Raw genomic sequence first — 16196 nt, forward strand, 5'->3', positions numbered from 1 at the left:
GACTGATGACATCCAACCGCCTCATCGAACAGACCTATCGCACCTGGTCCAGCCCCATCCTGCTGGAGCTGAAAAAGCGCGAACACGAGATGGCGCCGGCCGAACGTCAGGCGCTTGAGAATGTGCTGGTGGAAAGACGATTGCTGGACGTTGGCAATCCGAATGGCAGTAACCGTCGCAGAGGTTCGGCAAACAACAACCAAAGGCCCGGGTAATCGTGTACCGAATCTGTGGGAGCAAAATCGCTCCCACAGGTAAAACCTTGCCTGGCTATTGAATGTTGTGCCGATTCATCCAGCGCACTGTGTTTACGCCGCCCGTTGTCCTTTTGCCACCGCCGCCGAAGCCGCCAGCATCGCCCGCAACAACACCGCACAACCGGCTGCCAGATCATCCGGCGCGGCGTTTTCGATTTCGTTGTGGCTGATGCCGCCTTCGCACGGCACGAAGATCATCCCGGCCGGACCGAGTTCGGCGAGGAAAATCGCGTCGTGGCCGGCGCCGCTGACGATGTCCATGTGCGACAGGCCCAGCCCCTTGGCTGCGCCGCGCACGGCTTCGACGCAACCTTTTTCGAAATACAGCGGCGGGAAGTCGGCGGTCGGGGTCAGTTCATAGGTCAGGCCGTGTTCTTCGCAGGTGGTTTCGATGACTTGCTTGACCTCGGCGATCATCGAGTCGAGGCGCGCCGGTTCAAGATGCCGGAAGTCGAGGGTCATGCGCACTTCGCCGGGAATCACGTTGCGTGAGCCGGGATAGGCTTGCAGGCAACCGACCGTTCCGCAGGCGTGGGGTTGATGGCCGAGGGCCGCGCGATTGACCGCGCCGACGATGACCGAGGCGCCGACCAGAGCATCCTTGCGCAGGTGCATCGGGGTCGGACCGGCGTGGGCTTCGACGCCGCGCAGTTTCAGGTCGAACCACTTCTGCCCCAGTGCGCCGAGCACTACGCCGATGGTTTTTTGTTCATCCTCAAGGATCGGACCTTGCTCGATGTGCGCCTCGAAATAGGCACCGACCTTGTGTCCGCTGACCTTGCGTGACCCGGCGTAGCCAATGGCGTTCAGCGCTTCGCCGACCGTAACGCCGTCGGCATCGACTTTGGCCAGGGTTTCTTCGAGGGTGAATTTTTCCGCGAACACCCCGGAGCCCATCATGCACGGGGCGAAACGCGAGCCTTCTTCGTTGGTCCAGACCACCACTTCCAGCGGCGCCTCGGTTTCCACGCCAAGGTCGTTGAGGGTGCGCAACACTTCGACCCCCGCCAGCACGCCGAAGCAACCGTCGAACTTGCCGCCGGTGGGCTGGGTGTCGATGTGACTGCCGGTCATCACCGGCGGCAGGTTCGGATTGCGACCGGGCCGACGGGCGAAGATGTTGCCGACTTCATCGATCGTGACGCTGCAACCGGCGTCCTTGCACCACTGCACGAACAGGTCGCGGGCCTGACGGTCGAGGTCGGTCAGGGCCAGGCGACAGACCCCGCCCTTGACCGTGGCGCCGAGCTTCGCCAGCTCCATGAGCGACGCCCACAGGCGATCGCGGTTGATGTGCTGATGGGTCGATTGCAGAACGTCTACGGCTGCGTTCATGGGGATCTCCTCAGGCAGTTTTCTTATCGATAGTTCCCACGTCCAGGCGTCGAACCGTTTGCGTGGGAATTCATCCATGGACGCTCTGCGTCCGCTTTGGGGACGCAGAGCGTCCCGGGCTGCATTCCCACGCAGAGCGTGGGAACGATCATCTGCTATACCGGTGATTTCACTACCGAAGGCGTCGTACGCATCGCGCACAACCCGTAATAGATCAACCCGCCCAGCGCCGAGCCGGTGAACCAGCCGTAGCTGTAGAACCAGCTGAATGCGCTGCTGCCCAGCGACAGCAGGGTCAGCGCCACCGGCACGCCGAACGCGATGAACCCGGACCAGTTCCACGCCGGGTACACGTCGTCGCGATACAGGCCGGCCAGGTCCAGTTGCTGTTTCTTGATCAGGAAATAGTCGACCACCATGATCCCGGCAATCGGCCCGAGCAGGCTGGAATAGCCCAGCAGCCAGTTCGAATACACGGTTTCCAGGCTGACATCGGAGACGATCCAGCCGAGCTTTTTCAACAGTTCATGCCCCATCAAGGCCAAGCCGACGAACCCGGTGAGGATCACCGCTTTTGTGCGGTTGATCACCTTGGGCGCAATGTTCTGGAAGTCGTTGGTCGGCGAAACGATATTGGCGGCGGTGTTGGTCGACAGCGTGGCGATGATGATCAGCGCCATGGCTACCGCGACCCACACCGGGCTCTGGATATGGCCGATCAGAGTCACCGGATCGGAAACGCTGACGCCCACCAGTTTCACCGATGCCGCAGTCATCACCACGCCCAGCGCGGCGAACAGGAACATGGTCAGCGGCAGGCCGAAAATCTGCCCGAGGATCTGATCCTTCTGGCTGCGGGCATAGCGGCTGAAATCGGGAATATTCAACGACAATGTGGCCCAGAAACCGACCATCGCCGTCAGTCCCGCAGCGAAGTAACTGACCACGCTCGCGCCTTCGGGACGCTTCGGCGGAATTGCCAGCAGTTCAGTCATCGACACATTCGGCATGGCCCACACCAGCAACCCGATACCGACTGCCACCAGCAGCGGCGCCGACAGGGTTTCCAGCCACTTGATCGACTCAGCGCCACGGATCACCACCCACAGGTTCAGCGTCCAGAAGATCATGAAACCGATCACCTCCCCGGTCCCGCCGAGGGATTTCCAGCCCTCGAACACCGAGCCGAGAAACAGATGAATCGCCAGCCCGCCGAACATGGTCTGGATGCCGAACCAGCCGCAGGCCACCAGCGCGCGGATCAGGCACGGCACGTTGGAACCGAGGATCCCGAACGACGAGCGCAGCAGCACCGGAAACGGAATGCCGTATTTGGTGCCGGGAAACGCATTCAGCGTCAGCGGGATGAGAACGATGATGTTGGCGAACAGAATCGCCAGCAGCGCCTCGCCGACGGTCAAACCGAAATAGGCGGTGAGCACGCCGCCCAAAGTGTAGGTCGGCACGCAGATCGACATGCCGACCCACAGCGCGGTGATGTGCCATTTGTTCCAGGTTCGCTCGCGCACCCTGGTCGGTGCCATGTCGTGGTTGTAACGGGGACTGTCGAGGACGTCGCTGCCGGCTTCGAGTTCGAACAAGCCGTCGCGCTCGGTCACTTGCGATCTGTTCTGTTGCATGGCCGCTCCACTGTTCTTCTGATTATTTTTTGCTCATCAGGCGGCTGCACACGCGGGTGCGAGCCGGACGATGGCCGGAGGAACTGACAACTTTCATGCACCGGCCATGGTGTCAGCGGCGGCATCAATAAACGTGCCGGGGGAACCGCCTGGCGCCAGGGCCGTGCTTTCTATTTCCTGCAACTTACTGATGTTTAACAGTTTTAATTATTCACCGGGTGAGGCCGCGAAAACTTGACTGAACACTCAGGCCAAATGCCAGGCAAGTTGTCCGAACTGTCAGGACTCAATCTGGTGCACTGCAATATTTTTCTTCAGAACGCATCACCCGCAGCTCAACTTCAAGCGGCTGATTTCACATAGGAAATCTTGCTCATATTTCCAACCTGTCAAGTGCGTCAAAATGGTGAAGCGCCTCACCATTTTGGTGATTTTTCATTTTTATCGTTATTTTTCAGCAAGTTAAAACATACATAAGCTTATAAAAAATAATCTTGATCAATTGCAGAACTGCGACTAGCGTCTATTCCTGACAGCGCTGACAAGATTACGCATTTGGCGCTGCAAACAATAAAACACTAGAACCGGCACAAGTCGGTCATGCCTGCGAGGAACTCGGAATGTCTCTGTTGATCCGTGGCGCCACCGTTGTTACCCATGATGAAAGTTACCGCGCCGATGTCTATTGCGCTGACGGCGTGATCAAAGCCATTGGTGAAAACCTGGATATTCCCGCCGGCGCCGAAGTGCTCGATGGCAGCGGTCAATTCCTGATGCCCGGCGGCATCGATCCGCACACCCACATGCAACTCCCGTTCATGGGCACCGTGGCCAGCGAAGACTTCTACAGCGGCACTGCCGCAGGACTGGCCGGTGGCACCACCTCAATCATCGATTTCGTGATTCCCAATCCGCAGCAGTCGCTGCTCGAAGCGTTTCACCAGTGGCGCGGCTGGGCGGAAAAGTCCGCGTCCGACTACGGCTTCCACGTCGCGATCACTTGGTGGAGCGAGCAGGTCCGCGAGGAAATGGCCGAGCTGGTCAGCCATCACGGGATCAACAGCTTCAAGCATTTCATGGCTTACAAGAACGCGATCATGGCCGCCGACGACACGCTGGTGGCGAGCTTCGAGCGTTGTCTGGAACTCGGCGCGGTGCCGACCGTGCATGCGGAAAACGGCGAGCTGGTCTATCACCTGCAACGCAAGTTGATGGCCCAGGGCATCACCGGGCCGGAAGCGCACCCACTGTCACGTCCGTCGCAGGTTGAAGGCGAAGCCGCGAGCCGCGCGATCCGAATTGCTGAAACCATCGGCACGCCGCTGTACCTGGTGCACGTCTCGACCAAAGAAGCCCTCGACGAAATCACCTATGCCCGCAGCAAGGGTCAACCGGTCTACGGTGAGGTGCTGGCCGGGCACCTGCTGCTGGACGACAGCGTCTACCAGCACCCGGACTGGCAGACCGCCGCCGGTTACGTGATGAGCCCGCCGTTCCGTCCGCGCGGGCATCAAGAGGCACTGTGGCATGGGCTGCAGAGCGGCAATCTGCACACCACCGCCACCGACCATTGCTGTTTCTGCGCCGAGCAGAAAGCCGCCGGCCGCGACGATTTCAGCAAGATCCCCAACGGTACCGCCGGCATCGAAGACCGCATGGCGGTGTTGTGGGATGAAGGGGTGAACACCGGGCGGTTGTCGATGCAGGACTTCGTCGCCCTCACCTCCACCCACACCGCCAAGATCTTCAACCTCTACCCGCGCAAAGGCGCGATCCGCGTCGGCGCCGATGCCGACCTGGTGCTGTGGGATCCGCAAGGCACCCGCACCATCTCCGCCAAGACCCACCATCAGCAGGTGGACTTCAACATCTTCGAAGGCAAGACCGTAACAGGCGTGCCGAGCCATACCGTCAGCCAGGGGAAAGTGGTCTGGGCCGATGGCGACCTGCGCGCCGAGCGCGGGGCGGGCCGGTATATCGAGCGGCCGGCGTATCCGGCGGTGTTTGATTTGCTGAGCAAGCGGGCTGAGTTGCATAGGCCTGTGGCCGTCAAGCGCTGATTCCCTGATTGCCGATGATCGTTCCCACGCTCTGCGTGGGAATGCCTCAAGGGACGCTCTGCGTCCAGTGACGCGGAGCGTCACGGGCTGCATTCCCACGCGGAGCGTGGGAACGATCAAACACAACACAAAAAACCACTGCCCGACAGAGGCAGAAAACCTCAAATAACCGTGAGGCAAAAACCGTGATCGAGACCCTGAACCATCTCCCGCATCCGCACGAAAGTGCGGCCGCCCTCGCCGGCCATTTCAGCGATCTGGCGCCGCCGCTCAACGACCGTCAGGCGCATCTGGAAGCCTCGCGCTGCCTGTATTGCTACGACGCACCGTGCGTGAATGCATGCCCGAGCGAGATCGACATCCCGTCGTTCATCCGCAATATCCATCAGGACAACGTGCAGGGTGCGGCGCAGAAAATCCTCTCGGCAAACATCCTCGGCGGCAGTTGCGCCCGGGTCTGCCCGACCGAAATCCTCTGCCAGCAAGCCTGCGTGCGCAACAACGCCCACGAATGCGCGCCGGTGCTGATCGGCCTGCTGCAACGCTATGCCGTGGACAACGCGCACTTCACCGAGCACCCGTTCCAGCGCGCCGCTACCACCGGCAAACGCATCGCGGTGGTCGGTGCCGGCCCGGCGGGTTTGTCCTGCGCGCATCGCAGCGCCATGCACGGGCATGACGTGGTGATTTTCGAAGCCAGGGAGAAGGCCGGCGGCCTCAACGAATACGGGATCGCCAAGTACAAACTGGTCGACGACTACGCGCAGAAGGAGCTGGATTTCCTCCTGCAAATCGGCGGCATCGAAATCCGCCATAGCCAGAAACTCGGTGAAAACCTGACCTTGAGCGAACTGCATCAGCAATTCGACGCGGTGTTCCTCGGTCTCGGCCTCAATGCGAGCAAACAACTCGGCCTGGCCCACGAAGACGCCCCCGGCCTGCTCGCCGCCACCGACTACATCCGCGAGCTGCGTCAGGCCGATGACCTGTCGCAACTGCCGCTGGCCGAACATTGCATTGTCCTCGGCGCCGGCAACACCGCCATCGACATGGCCGTGCAAATGGCCCGTCTCGGTGCGCGCGACGTCAATCTGGTCTATCGCCGTGGCGCGGCGGACATGGGCGCCACCGGCCATGAGCAGGACATCGCCAAGGCCAATCAGGTGCGGTTGCTGACCTGGGCGCAACCGGACGAAGTGCTGCTCGATGCTCAAGGCAAGGTGCGCGGCATGCGCTTCGCCCGCACGCATCTGGTGGAAGGTCGCCTGCAAACCACCGGCGAGACTTTCGAACTGGCCGCCGATGCCATCTTCAAAGCCATCGGTCAGGCCTTCGACGGCAGCGCCCTCGCCGACCCGCTGGCCCGCGAACTCAAGCGTCAGGGCGAACGCATCCAGGTCGATGAAAACCTGCGCACCAGCATTCCCGGCGTGTACGCCGGCGGCGACTGCACCAGCCTCGATCAGGACCTGACCGTGCAAGCGGTGCAACACGGCAAGCGCGCCGCCGAGGCGATCAACGCTCAACTGATGCTCAACGTGGAGGCTGCGTAAATGGCCGATCTTTCGATTGTCTTCGCCGGAATCAAAGCCCCCAACCCGTTCTGGCTGGCCTCCGCACCGCCGACCGACAAGGCCTACAACGTGGTGCGCGCCTTCGAGGCGGGCTGGGGCGGCGTGGTCTGGAAAACCCTGGGTGAAGACCCGGCGGCGGTCAACGTGTCCTCGCGCTACTCGGCGCATTACGGCAACAACCGCGAAGTGCTGGGCATCAACAACATCGAACTGATCACCGACCGCTCGCTGGAGATCAACCTGCGGGAAATCACTCAGGTGAAAAAGGACTGGCCGGATCGCGCGCTGATCGTGTCGCTGATGGTGCCCTGCGTCGAAGAGTCGTGGAAACACATCCTGCCACTGGTGGAGGCCACCGGCGCCGACGGCATCGAGCTGAACTTCGGTTGCCCCCACGGCATGCCCGAACGCGGGATGGGCGCGGCGGTCGGTCAGGTGCCGGAGTACGTCGAGCAAGTCACGCGCTGGTGCAAGACCTATTGCTCGCTGCCGGTGATCGTCAAACTCACACCGAACATCACCGACATCCGCGTCGCCGCCCGCGCTGCGCACCGGGGCGGCGCCGATGCGGTGTCGTTGATCAACACCATCAACTCGATTACCAGCGTCGATCTGGAACACATGGTCGCCCTGCCCACCGTCGGCAGCAAAAGCACCCACGGCGGTTATTGCGGCTCGGCGGTCAAACCGATCGCGCTGAATATGGTCGCGGAAATCGCCCGTGATCCTCAGACCCAGGGCTTGCCGATCTGCGGCATCGGCGGCATTGGCAGCTGGCGTGATGCAGCGGAGTTCATCGCCTTGGGCAGCGGCGCGGTGCAGGTGTGCACGGCGGCGATGCTGCATGGTTTCCGGATTGTCGATGAAATGAAGGATGGCTTGTCGCGGTGGATGGACAGTCAGGGTTACGCCAGCATCGCCGAGTTCTCCGGGCGTGCGGTGGGCAACACGACTGATTGGAAGTACCTGGACATCAACTATCAGGTCATCGCGAAGATCGACCAGGAGGCGTGCATCGGTTGCGGGCGTTGCCACATTGCCTGCGAAGACACGTCACATCAGGCGATCAGCAGCCTGAAACAGGCCGATGGCACGCATAAATATGAAGTCATCGATGATGAGTGTGTGGGGTGCAATCTGTGCCAGATCACCTGCCCGGTGGCGAACTGCATCGAGATGGTGCCGATGGAGACGGGCAAACCGTTTCTGGACTGGAATCATGATCCGAGGAACCCGTATCACGTCAGCCCTTGAATGATCGTTCCCACGCTGGAAGATCGTTCCCACGCTCCGCGTGGGAATGCAGCCCGGGACGCTCTGCGTCCCACTGGAACGCGGAGCGTCCCTTGAGGCATTCCCACGCAGAGCGTGGGAACGATCAGTTACGGCTCCAATCCAATCCCCCGCAAAATCACGCTGGTCACCGTCTGTACCGCCCGCTCGAACTGCATGTCCGACAACGGCTGATGCTCATTCAGGATATTCACCTGATGATCAAAGTCGGCATAGTGCTGGGTCGACGCCCAGATCATGTACAGCAGGCTCGACGGTTCCACCGGTAGAATCCGCTTGTCCTCGACCCACTGCCGGATCTTCGCCTCTTTCATCTTTGCCCAGTCATACAGGCTTACATCCAGCGCCTCGCCCAGGGTCGGCGCGCCGTGAATGATTTCGTTGGCCCAGACTTTCGAGCCGTAGGGCCGGCTGCGCGAGTGGTTCATCTTGGCGCGGATGTAGCTGCTGAGCACCACGCGCGGATCGTCGAACATCTCGAAGCACAGCGCGTCCTGCTTCCACACTTCCAGCAGGTCGAACAGCACGGCGCTGTACAACTCGCTCTTGGTTGAAAAGTAGTAATGCAGGTTGGATCGCGGCAGCTGTACTTCAGCAGCGATGTCCGCCATGGCGGTGCCACCGAAACCTTTTTCGGCGAAGACTTTTTCCGCCGCCAGCAGAATCTTGTCGACGTTGGTGCGGCGGATTTCGATCTTGTGATTGCCCATGAGGGCTCCCTGAAGACAACGTTGTTGAAGACTAGCATCCGCTCTGGGCAAGGGGCGACAGCCGAGAACGATTCTTCACACACTTGGGCTTTTTTCTGGTTTAGGATCGCCCTCCTTCTTCCCGTCAGACACTGAAGGATCCTGTCCATGACCATTCGAAAGCGCATCGCTGCGGATGATCCGCAACTCGCCGCGCTATGGGAGCGCTCGGTCCGCGCCACCCACGATTTCCTCCCGGAAGACGACATCCACCGGCTGTTCCCGCTGGTGCGTGACACCTACCTGCCAGCCCTGGACGTGCAGGTTTTCGAGAACCCCGACCACTCCCCGGCAGGCTTCATCGCCACCGACGACGACACCGTGCAGATGCTGTTCATCGACCCGGCTCAGCGTGGTCAGGGGATCGGCCGGCGCTTGCTCGACCATGTCCGCCGCCCGCTGCTGAAGGTCGATGTCAACGAACAGAACCCGCAGGCCCACGGCTTCTACCAGCACTACGGATTCGAAGACATCGGCCGCTCGGCACTCGACGGCGAAGGCCGGCCGTTTCCGGTCATTCACATGCGCCTGAAAGCCCTGTGATCCACGTCCTATACTCAGCCCGCCATTTCACTGAAGGGAATCTTTCCATGTCGATGAAAAACCTGTTCACCGCTGGCGCGCTGCTGGCTTCGCTGGTTGTCACTTCCCAGGCCTTCGCCCACGCCCATCTGAAAAGCCAGACCCCGGCCGCCGACAGCACCGTCGCGGCACCGGCGGATCTGCGTCTGGTGTTTTCCGAAGGCGTCGAAGCCAGCTTCACCAAAGTCACCGTGACCCACGACGGCAAGCCGGTGGCGGTCAAACCGCTGACCACCGAAGGCGACAAGAAAACCCTGATCGTCACCCCCGAAGCACCGCTGACCGCGGGCGAATACAAGGTCGAATGGCACGCGGTGTCGGTCGACACGCACAAGAGCGAAGGCGCCTATCAGTTCAAGGTTGGCCAGTAATTCATGAGTGAAGCGCTGGTGCTGTGCCGGTTCCTGCATTTCATCGTGGTGTTGATGCTGTTCGGGGCTTGGCTGTTCAGGCCGCTGCTGCTCAAGGGTGAAGCGCCGGCACTGGACCGGCATCTGGCGCGGCTGGCTCGTTGGCTGGTGGCGATCGCGCTGGTTAGCGGCGTTGTCTGGGCGTTGCTGATTACCGCCAGCATGGCCGGTTCGGCGGCTGCGGCGTTTGATCCGGCCACTGTCGAGCTGGTCCTCGGTCATACATTTTTCGGCCAGGTCTGGCGCTGGCATCTGTTGGTCAATGCCTTGCTGCTGGCGGTGCTGTTTACGCCGTGGCGTTCGAACCGGCCGTTGCCGCTGGGCCTGAGTGCGCTGCTGCTGATTACGCTGGCACCGGTCGGACACGGGGCGATGCTCGACGGTTTCAGCGGCCAGATGTTGATCCTCAATCAAGTGATCCATCTGACCTGCGTCGGTGCCTGGCTCGGCGGGCTGTTGATGCTGGTGATGATCCTGCGCCAGCCCGGCGAAACGGTGCGCTACGTCTTGCAGCGCTTCAGCGGGGTCGGCTACGTGTTGGTTGCCGGTCTGCTGATCACCGGTTTGATCAACGTGCGCGTCCTCACCGGCCAGTGGTGGCCGACGCCGCTGTTCTCGGGATTTGCCCTGATCCTGCTGATCAAAGCCTTGCTGGTGCTCGGGATGCTGGGGCTGGCGCTGTTCAATCGCTTGCGCATCCGTGACTGCGAACAGCGGATCGACACCCTCAAGCGCAGTGTCATGCTCGAATGGCTGCTGGGGATCGGCGCCGTGGCGGCGGTTTCGGTGCTTGGCACCCTGCCCCCGATGATCGCTGCCTGACGTCAGTGTTTCTGAGTATCACCCTTCGCCGTATCGATGCTGACCACCACCGACATTCCCGGCCGCAAACGCTCGATTTCCTGTTGGTCCGGATCGATGGTCACTCGCACCGGCACCCGCTGGGCGATCTTCACGAAGTTGCCGGTAGCGTTGTCGGCCTGCAATAACGCGAACTCCGAACCGGTGCCGGGCGAGATGTGCTGAACGTGGCCGGTGAATTTGCGGTGGTTCAGCGCATCGACGGTGAAGCTCACCGGTTGCCCGACCCGCACGTTGTCCATCTGGGTCTCTTTCATGTTGGCGATCACCCACTTCTGGTCCGGCACCAGCGCCATCAACTGCGCCCCGGAGTTGACGTAAGCGCCCAGGCGCACGCCAATCTGCCCGAGCTGACCGTCACGCGGAGCGATGATCCGCGTGTTGGACAAGTCGATCCGCGCCAGTTGCACCGCCGCTTCGGCACTGGCCACCGCCGCTTCCAGAGAGCCGCGATTGACGATCACCGTTTGCAGATCCTGCCGGGCGATTTCCAGATTGGCCTTGGCCTGCGCCAGCGCCGCAATGCTCTGCGCGTTGGCGGCCAGCGCCACGTCCATCTCGCGCCTGGACACGGAGCCGTCATTGACCAACGCCTTGTTGCGCCGCAGATCCGCCTCGCTTTTACGCAGCTGCGCCTCGCTATCGGCCACCACCGCCTGCCGCAGCTTGATCGTGGCTTCGGCGCTGTTGCGCTGCTGCACCACGTTGGCCAGCGAGGCCTTTTGCACCGCCAGCTGCGCCAGCGACTGATCCAGACGCTGCTGATAGATCCGGTCATCGAGGCGCACCAGCAAATCGCCCGCCTTCACAAACTGGAAGTCCTGCACCGGCACCTCGAACACGTAACCACTGAGCTGCGGCCCGATGATCGTCACCTGCCCGCGCACCAGGGCGTTTTCGGTGGTCTCGACCGCGCTGCTGAACGGCGGCAACTGCCAGGCATACAGCACGATCAACACACCGACGATGGCAATCGCGGCGAAGCCCAGCGACGAGATGATCCGCACCCGCAACGAGCGCGGCTCGGTGTTCGGTGATGACGGTGGCGCCACGCCTTCAGGGGTGGCAGCGATGGCATTGGTGGTCGTGGTAGTCGGTTCGGTCATGAAGAAGTGGCACCGCTGGAAGGTACGGAAGGTGTCGGGGCGACGGTTCTGGTGGTGCTGATCAGCCACAGCGCACGGATGGAAATCCAGATCATGGTCAGGATCGCGATCACCGCGATCAGCATGAACACATCGTTATAGGCCAGCACGTTGGCTTCGCGGGTGGCCGCGTTGGCCAGGCTGCGAATGCCTTGCAGGTTGCGCAGGCTTGGGTCGGCAATCACGGAGCCGACCGCCGAACCGCCGCTCTGAACCCGGGCGGCGACGCGCGGGTCGGACATCACCAGTTGCTCGACGATGTGGCTGGAATGAAATTTCTCGCGCACGACCTGGAACGTCCCCAGTAACGCTGCGCCGATCAGGCCACCGAGGTTGTTGCAGATCCCGAACAACACCGAAAAACTCACGAGGTTGCGCGGATTGGTCAGCACGTTGCGCGTACCCAGCACCATGGTCGGGCCGAGGAAGAACGTACTGCCGAACGCCAGCAGGAACTGGCTGAAATACAGGTTGCCGGGGCGGGTCAGGTTGTTCGATGAGCTGTCCATGATCGAGCCGGTGGCCATCAACGCCAGCGAGACGATCAGCGGCATCAGCAGGTGTTTCGGGTCGATGGTCAGCGCACTGGTCAGCAGCCCGGCGACGCTGCCGATCAGCATCACCACGTACAGGCTATGAAGCTGCTGGCTGCTCATGTTCAGGTTTTGCATGAAGCCCACGGCGCCGGTGGACTGCTCCGAGATAACCATGCGAATCAGGATCACCGCCAGCGCCAGGCGGATCATCACCCCACTGCCGAGCCAGCGGGTCATCAACATCGGGTTGCTGCGGTTATGTTCGATCGCCAGCCCCGCGAGAATCAGGACAATTGAAGCGGCCAGGGCGATGCCGATCCAGTCGGCTTCCAGCCACCAGTCGATCCTGCCCAGGGACAACACGGCACACAGCAGCGCCACGCCACTGGCAAGGATCGCGAAGGTGAGGAAATCGAGAGGCTCGAAGGTCTTGAACCGGTCACCCGGCGGCAGCTTGAGCATCAACACACAACCCAGCGACAGCAGCGCCATGCCCAATTCGAACAGGTACAGACCACGCCATTCGGCGATCTGCAACAGATCCTCGGAAAACAGTCGTGCCAGCGGCAAAGCCAGTTGCGAAGTGCCAAGCCCCAGCACCAGCGCCTTCATCCGCCATTTGGCCGGGAACGCCTGCACCATGTAATACAGGCCCAGCGAACTGAGCGCCGCACCGACCATGCCGTGGGCCGCACGCACAGCGACCGCCGAATTCAGGTCATTGACGAACAGATGGCCGAAGGTCACCAGCGCGTACAGCACCAGAAACACCTCGGTGAACGCCCGCAAACCGAACTGCTGGCGAAACTTCACCAGCAGCAGGTTCATCGATACGTTGGTCATCACATACGCCGCCGGCAGCCAGGCCATCTCCGCCGTGGTCGCCCCGAGCGCGCCTTGCAGATAAGGCAGGTTGGCGACCACCAGCGAATTGCCCAACCCGCCGGTCAATGCCACCAGCAACCCGACCAGCGCATAGGCCAGGCGCTTGGGGTTGGAGTGCAGCGGCGTCGAAGGGGAACCGGGCAGACTGGGCTTCTCGTGCGGCTGCCAGTTGCGCGGGGCGTATTGATCCATTGAAAGGCCTTGTCTGGTAGTCGCTTAAGTGTGCCGCAAATCCTGGCCAAACACCTATCCACTGTGGGAGCTCGCTGCCACAAAGGGATTTTGGGTGGATTCGTAAATTCTGTTTAAAAGACATCTCGCCCGCAGCCGATTTTTCCCAAGCGTAGCGGATGCCAACCTTGCAGCACTTCTCAACCTGCAAGGTGCCCGATATGACCACTCCCCGCTCGCAACGCTCCCCCGTCTGCTGAAAAACCTGCTGGCCGCCGCGCTGTTACTGCCCGCCCTCGCCTTCGCTCAGGAACGCCCATGGCCGGATGGCTCGCAACTGGTGATTTCGGTGTCGATGCAATTCGAAACCGGCGGCCAGCCCGAAGGCGCTGAAAGTCCGTTCTCCGGCACACCGCTGCCAAAAGGCTACCCGGATCTGCCGGCGCAGACCTGGTTCGATTACGGCTACAAGGAAGGCCTGTGGCGCATGCTCGATCTGTGGGATCGCACCGGTATCAAAGTCACTTCCCACGTGGTCGGCGAAGCGGCGCTCAAGCACCCGGAACTGGCCAAGGCGATCGCCGAGCGCGGTCATGAGCTGGCGGCCCACGGCATGCGCTGGGCCGATTCGTACAACATGAATTACGCCCAGGAAAAACAATTCATCGGCGACGGTGTCGCGGCGGTGGAAAAAATCACCGGCCAGCGCTCGGTCGGCTACAACGCCAACTGGCTACGGCGCAGCCCCAATACGCTGAAGGTATTGCAGGACCTGAACTTCACCTATCACATCGACGATGTCAGCCGTGACGAGCCGTTCGTGACGATGGTACGCGGGCGCAAATTCGCCGTGGTGCCGTACACCCTGCGCAACAACGACATCGTGCTGGTCGAAGGTCGGCACTTCTCCGCCGAGCAGTTCTACCAGCAACTGGTGCTGGAATTCGATCGCCTCTACGCCGAAGGCGCGAGCAAGCGGCGGATGATGTCGGTGAGTCTGCACGACCGGATTGGCGGCACGCCGGCGATGGTCGAGGCCATGGAGCGTTTTATCCGGTACGCCCAATCGCATCCGAAGGTGAGTTTCATGCGCAAGGATCAGATCGCGCAAATCGTACTGACCGAAAAAAACCCACTGATCGATAACACTGAAGCGCTCTACAACCAGTAAAAACGGTCGAAAGCAGCCCTCCTCACAGCGTTTGGAGGGCTGCCCGCTCACGCAAAGTCATCGTACAACGCCCTGTTGACATTTCCGGAAAACCTCGCAAATATCCGCAACCATGTTGTACGACGACGTATAACAAATAATAAAAACAACAAACGAAACAGGGAGCGTCACAGTGAGCACACTCGTCCGCAATTACGTCCGCACGTCCCGTTTTTCTGTCCCCCGCCCGCGTTCCACCCTGAGTTTGATCGGCTGCAGCAGTCTGGCCCTCATCTTGCCGATGAGCGCCGATGCCGAGGGCTTCATCGAAGACAGCAAAGCCACGCTGAACCTGCGTAACGCCTACTTCAATCGCAATTTCGTCAACCCGGACTATCCGCAAGGCAAGGCTGAAGAGTGGACACAGAACTTTATTCTCGACGCCAAATCCGGCTTCACGCAGGGCACTGTCGGCTTTGGCCTGGATGTACTGGGGCTGTACTCGCAGAAACTCGATGGCGGCAAAGGTACCGGAGGTACGCAGTTATTGCCGATCCACGATGATGGCCGCCCGGCGGACAATTTCGGGCGCCTGGGCGTGGCGCTCAAGGCCAAAGTGTCGAAGACCGAATTGAAGGTCGGTGAATGGATGCCGGTGCTGCCCATCCTGCGCTCGGACGATGGCCGCTCCCTGCCGCAGACCTTTCGCGGTGGCCAGGTCACGTCTACCGAAATCAATGGCTTGACCCTTTACGGCGGCCAGTTCCGCGGCAACAGTCCGCGCAACGATGCAAGCACGGAAGACATGTCGATGAACGGCCGAGGCGCATTTACCTCCGACCGCTTCAACTTCGGCGGCGGCGAATACACCTTCAACGACAAACGCACGCTTGTCGGTGTGTGGTACGCCGAACTCAGCGACATCTACCAGCAGCAGTATTTCAACCTCAGCCACAGCCAGCCCCTGGGCGACTGGACACTGGGCGCCAACCTCGGCTTTTTCACCGGCAAGGAAGACGGCAGCGCTCAGGCCGGCGATCTCGACAACAAAACCGCGTTCGCCCTGCTCTCGGCCAGGTACGGCGGCAACACGTTCTACATAGGCCTGCAAAAGCTCAGTGGCGACGATGCCTGGATGCGCGTCAACGGCACCAGTGGCGGCACTCTGGCCAACGACAGCTACAACGCCAGTTACGACAACGCGAAGGAGCGCTCCTGGCAGATTCGCCACGACTACAACTTCGTTGTTCTCGGCGTCCCCGGGCTGACGTTGATGAACCGCTACATCAGCGGTGACAACGTGCACACCGGCACCATCACCGATGGCAAGGAATGGGGTCGCGAGTCGGAACTGGCCTACACCGTTCAGAGCGGTCCGCTGAAGAATCTCAACGTCAAATGGCGCAACGCGACGATTCGCCGGGACTTCAGCACCAATGAATTCGATGAGAACCGGATCTTCATCAGTTACCCGATTTCGTTGTTGTAAACAGCGGCATGGCGTGAACGGAGAGTGCATCCGCCTTCTGTCACTTACACCGAAAGTCG

Annotated in this window: 14 protein-coding genes; 9 read left to right on the forward strand and 5 right to left on the reverse strand. The window is 61.1% G+C overall.

The window, feature by feature from the left end:
• The first annotated feature begins 5 nt into the window (after positions 1 to 5).
• Positions 6 to 215 (forward strand): hypothetical protein, encoded by a 210-nt coding sequence (locus I5961_RS16900; RefSeq protein ID WP_085698163.1) that lies wholly within the window; start codon positions 6 to 8, stop codon positions 213 to 215.
• 93 nt (positions 216 to 308) lie between these two features.
• Here I5961_RS16900 and I5961_RS16905 read toward each other — a convergent pair whose 3' ends face one another.
• On the reverse strand, positions 309 to 1592 hold the full coding sequence (locus tag I5961_RS16905) for a Zn-dependent hydrolase (RefSeq protein WP_085705042.1): 1284 nt from the start codon (positions 1590 to 1592) through the stop codon (positions 309 to 311).
• A gap of 155 nt (positions 1593 to 1747) precedes the next feature.
• The gene (locus I5961_RS16910) at positions 1748 to 3232 is read right to left on the reverse strand and encodes an NCS1 family nucleobase:cation symporter-1 (protein ID WP_227232894.1); all 1485 of its coding nucleotides are present in this window, start codon (positions 3230 to 3232) and stop codon (positions 1748 to 1750) included.
• 620 nt (positions 3233 to 3852) lie between these two features.
• Between I5961_RS16910 and hydA the strand changes: the two genes are divergently transcribed.
• From hydA to preA, 3 genes are all read left to right on the forward strand, one after another.
• On the forward strand, positions 3853 to 5292 hold the full coding sequence (gene hydA / locus I5961_RS16915; RefSeq protein WP_085705046.1) for a dihydropyrimidinase: 1440 nt from the start codon (positions 3853 to 3855) through the stop codon (positions 5290 to 5292).
• A 185-nt stretch (positions 5293 to 5477) separates the two neighbouring features.
• On the forward strand, positions 5478 to 6845 hold the full coding sequence (locus I5961_RS16920; RefSeq protein WP_227232895.1) for an NAD(P)-dependent oxidoreductase: 1368 nt from the start codon (positions 5478 to 5480) through the stop codon (positions 6843 to 6845).
• Entirely contained in the window at positions 6846 to 8120 is a 1275-nt protein-coding gene (preA, locus tag I5961_RS16925; RefSeq protein ID WP_085698157.1) for an NAD-dependent dihydropyrimidine dehydrogenase subunit PreA, read from the forward strand.
• A 128-nt stretch (positions 8121 to 8248) separates the two neighbouring features.
• Here preA and I5961_RS16930 read toward each other — a convergent pair whose 3' ends face one another.
• Positions 8249 to 8869 (reverse strand): TetR/AcrR family transcriptional regulator, encoded by a 621-nt coding sequence (locus tag I5961_RS16930; protein ID WP_007952885.1) that lies wholly within the window; start codon positions 8867 to 8869, stop codon positions 8249 to 8251.
• Between the two features lie 147 nt (positions 8870 to 9016).
• Here I5961_RS16930 and I5961_RS16935 point away from each other — a divergent pair, with 147 nt between their 5' ends.
• The 3 genes from I5961_RS16935 to copD are packed head-to-tail and all read left to right on the forward strand — an operon-like array spanning position 9017 to position 10722.
• Positions 9017 to 9451, forward strand: coding sequence for a GNAT family N-acetyltransferase (locus tag I5961_RS16935; RefSeq protein ID WP_085698156.1), 435 nt, complete (start codon positions 9017 to 9019; stop codon positions 9449 to 9451).
• 47 nt (positions 9452 to 9498) lie between these two features.
• Positions 9499 to 9861 carry a copper homeostasis periplasmic binding protein CopC gene (gene copC / locus I5961_RS16940; protein WP_007952888.1) on the forward strand — a complete coding sequence of 121 codons (363 nt, stop codon included), beginning with the start codon at positions 9499 to 9501 and terminating at the stop codon, positions 9859 to 9861.
• Positions 9862 to 9864: 3 nt separating this feature from the next.
• Positions 9865 to 10722, forward strand: coding sequence for a copper homeostasis membrane protein CopD (gene copD, locus I5961_RS16945; protein WP_227232896.1), 858 nt, complete (start codon positions 9865 to 9867; stop codon positions 10720 to 10722).
• 2 nt (positions 10723 to 10724) lie between these two features.
• Here the strand turns inward: copD and I5961_RS16950 are convergent, their stop codons facing one another.
• Both I5961_RS16950 and I5961_RS16955 read right to left on the reverse strand, forming a co-directional pair.
• Positions 10725 to 11867: an HlyD family secretion protein gene (locus I5961_RS16950; RefSeq protein ID WP_227232897.1), complete on the reverse strand. Its 1143-nt coding sequence runs from the start codon at positions 11865 to 11867 to the stop codon at positions 10725 to 10727.
• Complete coding sequence (locus I5961_RS16955; protein ID WP_227232898.1) at positions 11864 to 13519, reverse strand: MFS transporter; 1656 nt, start codon at positions 13517 to 13519, stop codon at positions 11864 to 11866. The genes I5961_RS16950 and I5961_RS16955 overlap by 4 nt, the downstream gene beginning before the upstream one ends.
• A gap of 334 nt (positions 13520 to 13853) precedes the next feature.
• Here I5961_RS16955 and I5961_RS16960 point away from each other — a divergent pair, with 334 nt between their 5' ends.
• Positions 13854 to 14669 (forward strand): polysaccharide deacetylase family protein, encoded by an 816-nt coding sequence (locus tag I5961_RS16960; RefSeq protein ID WP_227235615.1) that lies wholly within the window; start codon positions 13854 to 13856, stop codon positions 14667 to 14669.
• A 172-nt stretch (positions 14670 to 14841) separates the two neighbouring features.
• A complete protein-coding gene (locus tag I5961_RS16965) occupies positions 14842 to 16137 on the forward strand; it encodes an OprD family porin (RefSeq protein WP_227232899.1) in 1296 nt (431 codons plus the stop codon).
• Positions 16138 to 16196: the final 59 nt, after the last annotated feature.

This window comes from Pseudomonas sp. IAC-BECa141, from assembly GCF_020544405.1.
Taxonomy (GTDB): Bacteria; Pseudomonadota; Gammaproteobacteria; order Pseudomonadales; family Pseudomonadaceae; genus Aquipseudomonas.